Consider the following 5,647-nt stretch of genomic DNA (forward strand, 5'->3'; position numbering starts at 1 on the left):
GGGCGGCGGGGGCGGCGGGGGATGTCCGACCGGCCCGATACGGTGCGGAGGAGCGTGATCACGGGGAGATCCCACTGGTGTCCGGAGGCGGCAGGGTGTCCGAAGAAGCGATCCCTCAGCAGGTCAGCCCCGCGCAGGAGGCGGCGGCCGGCGGCGAGCCGACCCCCGAGGCGCGGGAACGGCACGCCACGCTGAGCCAGGAGCTCACCGAACACCAGTACCGCTACTACGTCCTCGACGCGCCGACCATCTCCGACGCCGAGTTCGACCGGCGGCTGCGCGAGCTGGAGGCGCTGGAGGCCGAGTTCCCGGCGCTGCGCACCCCCGAGTCGCCCACCCAGCGGGTCGGCGGCACCTTCTCCACCGACTTCACCCCGGTCACCCACGCCGAGCGGATGCTCTCCCTCGACAACGCCTTCGCCGACGAGGAGCTGGCCGCCTGGGCCGAGCGGGTCGAGCGGGACGCCGGCGGCCCGGTGCCCTACCTGTGCGAGCTGAAGGTCGACGGCCTGGCCATCAACCTCACCTACGAGAAGGGCCGCCTGGTCCGGGCCGCCACCCGGGGCGACGGGCGGACCGGCGAGGACGTGACGGCCAACGTCCGCAGCATCCGCGACGTGCCCGGCCGGCTGACCCCGTCCGCCGAGTTCGGTGACCTGCCCGAGCTGCTGGAGGTGCGCGGCGAGATCTACTTCCCGGTGGCCGGCTTCGCCGACCTCAACGCCGGCCTGGTCGAGCAGGGCAAGGCCCCGTTCGCCAACCCGCGCAACGCCGCCGCCGGGAGCCTGCGGCAGAAGGACCCGCGGATCACCGCCTCCCGGCCGCTGCGCCTGGTGGTGCACGGCATCGGCGCCCGGCGCGGCTTCCGGCCCACTGCCCAGTCCGAGTCGTACGCGGCGCTGAAGGCGTGGGGCCTGCCGACCAGCGACCGCTGGCGGGTGGTGCCCGACCTGGCCGGCGTCGCGGACTACATCGCCTACTACGCCGAGCACCGGCACGACGTCGAGCACGAGATCGACGGCGTGGTGGTGAAGGTCGACCCGGTCTCCATCCAGGGCCGGCTCGGCTCGACCAGCCGGGCGCCGCGCTGGGCGATCGCCTTCAAGTACCCGCCGGAGGAGGTGACCACCAAGCTGCTCGACATCGACGTCAACGTCGGGCGCACCGGGCGGGTCACCCCGTTCGCCGTGCTCGAACCGGTGCGGGTGGCCGGCTCCACGGTCGCCCTGGCGACCCTGCACAACGCCCGCGAGGTGGAGCGCAAGGGGGTGCTGATCGGCGACACGGTGGTGCTGCGCAAGGCCGGCGACGTGATCCCCGAGGTGCTCGGCCCGGTGGTCGACCTGCGGCCCGCCGACGCCCGCCCGTTCGTCATGCCCACCAGCTGCCCGGCCTGCGGCACTCCGCTGGCGCCGGCCAAGGAGGGCGACGTCGACATCCGCTGCCCCAACAGCCGCAGCTGCCCGGCGCAGCTGCGCGAGCGGGTGTTCCACCTGGCCGGGCGGGGCGCCTTCGACATCGAGGTGCTCGGCTACAAGGGCGCCGCCGCGCTGCTCGACGCCGAGATCATCACCGACGAGGGTGACCTGTTCCAGCTCGACGCCGAGCAGCTCGCCCGCTCGCCGTTCTTCGTCAACAAGGACGGCACCCTCGGCAGCAACGCCACCAAGCTGCTGGACAACCTCGCCGTCGCCCGCGAGCGCGACCTGTGGCGGGTGCTGGTCGCGCTCTCCATCCGGCACGTCGGCCCCACCGCCGCGCAGGCCCTCGCCCGGCACTTCCGCTCGATCGAGGCGATCGACGCGGCCGGCGAGGAGGAACTCTCCTCGGTGGACGGTGTCGGCCCGACCATCGCCGCCAGCATCAAGGAATGGTTCGCCGTCGACTGGCACCGCGAGGTCGTCGAGAAGTGGGCCCGGGCCGGCGTACGGATGGCCGAGGAGGCCGGCGACGAGGGGCCGCGCCCGCTGGAGGGGGTCACCGTCGTGGTGACCGGCACCCTCGCCGGGTTCAGCCGGGACCAGGCGTCCGAGGCGATCCAGAGCCTCGGCGGCAAGGTCAGCGGCTCGGTCTCCAAGAAGACCGGCTTCGTGGTGGTCGGCGACAACCCCGGTTCCAAGGCCGACAAGGCGGCCACCCTCAAGGTGCCGGTCCTCGACGAGGACGGTTTCCGGGTGCTGCTGGACCGGGGGCCGGACGCGGCCCGGGAGGTCGCCCGCGTCGAGGGGTGAAGCCGGTGGACTGCGGGAGATATTGGGGTGGACAGGTGGCAGGTGGCTCGGCGTTTCATCAGTGATTCTCAGTGTTTTTCGGTTGTGGTGAGTGTGTGAAGTTGTCCGAGTGGGCGCGTCGGAACGGCGTGCACTACCAGACCGCTTGGTCATGGGCGAAGAACGGGCGAATGCCGGTGCCGGTGGCGAAGACCGATACCGGCCGGTACCTCGTTCTCGAGCCGGCCGCCGACCCTGCCGGGCACGTCGTCGTGTACTGCCGGGTTTCCTCGGCTGATCAGAGAGCTGATCTGGAGCGGCAGGTTGGGCGGGTCGTGACCGCTGCCACCGGCCGGGGGCTGGCGGTGGCTGAGATTGTCACCGAGGCGGGGTCCGGGCTCGACGGTAACCGGCCGACGTTGGCGAAGCTGCTGCGCGATCCGCGGGTCACCACGATCGTGGTCGAACGCCGGGATCGGCTGGCCCGTTTCGGTGTCGAGTATCTGTCCTGCGCGCTCGCGGCGGCCGGTCGCAGCATTGTGGTCATTGACGACGCCGAGGTCGCCGATGATCTGGTGCGGGACATGGTGGAGGTGCTCACCTCGTTCTCCGTTCGTCTGTATGGTCGGCGGTCGGCCAGCGGTAAGGCGAAGGCGGCGATGGCGGCTGTTGAGGCGACCGTATGAGCCACGTCAAGCAGGGTTTCCGGGTGGAGTTGAGCCCCACGGCGGAGCAGCGCGTCCGGCTCGGTCAGCACGCCGGTCTGTCGCGGGTGGTGGAGAATTTCTGTCTCGCGCTGGTCAAGGCAGCGCTCGGCCAGCGGGAGGCCGAGCGTTCCTATGGCGTACCCGAGGAGTTGCTGACGGCTGTCCCGTGGTCGGCGCCCGCGTTGGAGAAGGCGTGGCGAGCCGCCCATCCCACCATGTTCCCGTGGTTCGTCGAGGCGGCCTTGTCGTCGCGGGTGCCGAAGGAGGCGTGTCGGGTTCGGGCATCCGGGTTGAAGAACTGGGCGGATTCCCGCAAGGGCGCCCGCCGTGGACGTCGGATCGGTTTCCCGACCTGGCGTAAACGTAAGCACGGATCACGGTTCCGCTACGACGCCGACCGGGCCCGACCCACCAGTGCACGTACCGTTGTCCTGCCCGGTATCGGCCCGGTGTCCACCCGGGAGGACATGTCGTGGCTGACCGGCCGACTCGGCGACGGACGTGCCCGGGTCATCGGCGCGACGGTGCGCGAGCAGGCAGGCCGATGGTGGGTGTCCTTCCAGGTCGACATCGACCGCACCGACGTCAACACCCGGCGAGCGGTGCGGGCGGACGCGCCGACCTGCGGCATCGATCTCGGGATCAAGACGTTCGCGGTGATCGTTGACGACACCGGCGTCGTGGAGGAGGTCCACGCGCCTCGTGCGTTGAAAGCGGCGGAGCGCAAGCTGCGAGGGGCGAACAAGGCCGTGGCCCGCTGCCAGCGCGGGTCGAACAACCGGGCCAAGGCCGTCGGCAAGGTCGCCGCCGTGCATCTGTCCGTGACGCACAGGCGCACTGATTTCCTGCACCAGCTCACGACGAGGCTCGCGAGAACCAAGCGCGCTATCGCCGTCGAGACGCTGAACGTCGCCGGGATGGTCCGTAACCGCCGCCTGGCCCGCGCCGTGTCGGATGCGGGGTTCGGCGAGTTCGTGCGGCAGTTGGAGTACAAGGCCGGCTGGTACGGGTCGAAGGTGTGGGCGGCTGACCGCTGGTACCCGTCGAGCAAGACGTGCGGCGATTGCGGGGCGATCAACACCGGACTGACCCTCTCGGCGCGGGTGTGGGCATGTCAGTGCGGCAGCATCCACGACCGGGACCACAACGCGGCCCGGAACCTGCTGGCCGCTATGCACGCCGCCGCCTAGCGGTGCAGTCGCCGGGCAGTTCCCCGGAGACACGAAACGCCTGTGGAGGACCTGTAAGTCCCCGGCCTGCCGGGGCGCGGACCTGCGAAGCAGGAAGAGAATCACCGAGATTCTCCGAACGGTCGTATACCAACTTAATTACGACTACGACCGATTCGTGACTGTCGCCTCGGGTTACGCCCACTCAGGGCGTTTCATTGGGGCACGGTGCGCGACCGGCGCGCGCCGTGGACCGCGTGCCCGGGAGGTGCGATGGAGACCGTCGACCCCCGCAACTCCGTCCCGCCCGGGCGGGAGGCGCGGTTCGCCGGCTTCGTCGCCGCGGTGGTCGGGCTGGCGCTGCTGATCTCCGCCCTGCCGCTGATCGGGCTCCCCGACCGCCTGCCCCGGCTGCCGGCGGCGTTCTGGGCGATGGCGGCGCTCGCCGTCGCCTGTGACGCGCGGCCCTTCGTCCCGCCGGGCCGGCGGCACACCTCGGCCGTCTTCCCGTCCACCTGCTTCACCTTCGCGATCCTGCTCGGCTGGGGGCTGGGCCCGGCCGTGGCGGTGCAGGCCGTCGCGGTCGCCGTCTCCGGCTGGCGGATGCGCCACGCCCTCTGGCGGACCACCTTCAACGCCGCCCAGTACGCCTGCGCGCTGGGCGCCGCGTACCTGGTGCTCCGGCTCGGGCCGGGCGGACTCTTCGACGGCGGCCGGCTGGGCTGGACGGGCGTGACCGCCGTCGGCGGCGCCACCCTCACCTGGTTCGCCGTCAACTACGGCCTGGTCAGCAGCGCGCTGCGGCTGCGCTTCGGCGGCCGGTGGTGGCCGAGCGTGCGGCAGGCGCTGCCGTACGAGCTGCTCTCCACCGGTTCGCTGCTGCTGCTCGCCCCGGTGCTGGTCACCGCCGCCCGGGCGAGCGCCGCGCTGATCCCGCTGGTGCTGGTGCCGCTCTTCGCCGTCTACCGGATGTCCCGGCTCTCCACCGAGCAGGAACACCTCGCCGCGCTCGATCCGCTCACCGGCCTGCCCAACCGCAAGGGGCTGCTCGCCGAGGTGGCCGAGCAGGTGCACCTGCACGCCGAGCGGGTCGCCAAGGGCGACCGGGACGCCCACCTGGCCCTGCTCCTGATCGACCTGGACCGGTTCAAGAATGTCAACGACGCGCTCGGCCACGCCGTCGGCGACCGGTTGCTGGTCGAGGTGAGCGCCCGGCTGGCGGACGTCGTCGGCGGCCGGGACATGCTGGCCCGCCTCGGCGGGGACGAGTTCGCCATCGTCGCCGGCCGGCTCGACGGCGTCGACGAGGCCCGCGAGCTGGCCGACCGGGTGGTCGCGGCGCTCACCGAACCGGTGTCGCTGGACGGGCTGCCGCTGGACGTCGGCGCCTCGATCGGCATCGCGCTCTTCCCCGAGCACGGCGAGGACTTCGCCACCCTGATGCGCCACGCCGACGTGGCGATGTACGACGCCAAGCACCGCAACGACACCGTCGCCGTCTACGCCGCCGAGTCGGACCACAACTCGGCCGAGCGCCTGGGGCTCCTGGCCGACCTGCGCC

At 71.8% G+C, this 5,647-nt stretch carries 4 protein-coding genes; all 4 read left to right on the top strand.

What is annotated here, in order from left to right:
• The first annotated feature begins 95 nt into the window (after positions 1-95).
• Positions 96-2,231 (top strand): NAD-dependent DNA ligase LigA, encoded by a 2,136-nt coding sequence (ligA, locus tag JNW89_RS25890; RefSeq protein WP_238450907.1) that lies wholly within the window; start codon positions 96-98, stop codon positions 2,229-2,231.
• A 95-nt stretch (positions 2,232-2,326) separates the two neighbouring features.
• Entirely contained in the window at positions 2,327-2,896 is a 570-nt protein-coding gene (locus tag JNW89_RS25895; protein WP_238450909.1) for an IS607 family transposase, read from the top strand.
• Complete coding sequence (locus JNW89_RS25900) at positions 2,893-4,107, top strand: transposase (protein WP_238450910.1); 1,215 nt, start codon at positions 2,893-2,895, stop codon at positions 4,105-4,107. The genes JNW89_RS25895 and JNW89_RS25900 overlap by 4 nt, the downstream gene beginning before the upstream one ends.
• Before the next feature lie 252 nt (positions 4,108-4,359).
• Positions 4,360-5,647 (top strand): GGDEF domain-containing protein (locus JNW89_RS25905; protein ID WP_238450912.1); only part of this gene is annotated, 1,288 nt, incomplete at its 3' end.

It is taken from the genome of Micromonospora sp. 4G55, assembly GCF_016803375.1.

Coding starts and splice junctions, on each gene's coding strand:
- JNW89_RS25900 (WP_238450910.1), top strand. CDS start 2,893: ATGAGCCACGTCAAGCAGGGTTTCCGGGTGGAGTTGAGCCCCACGGCG.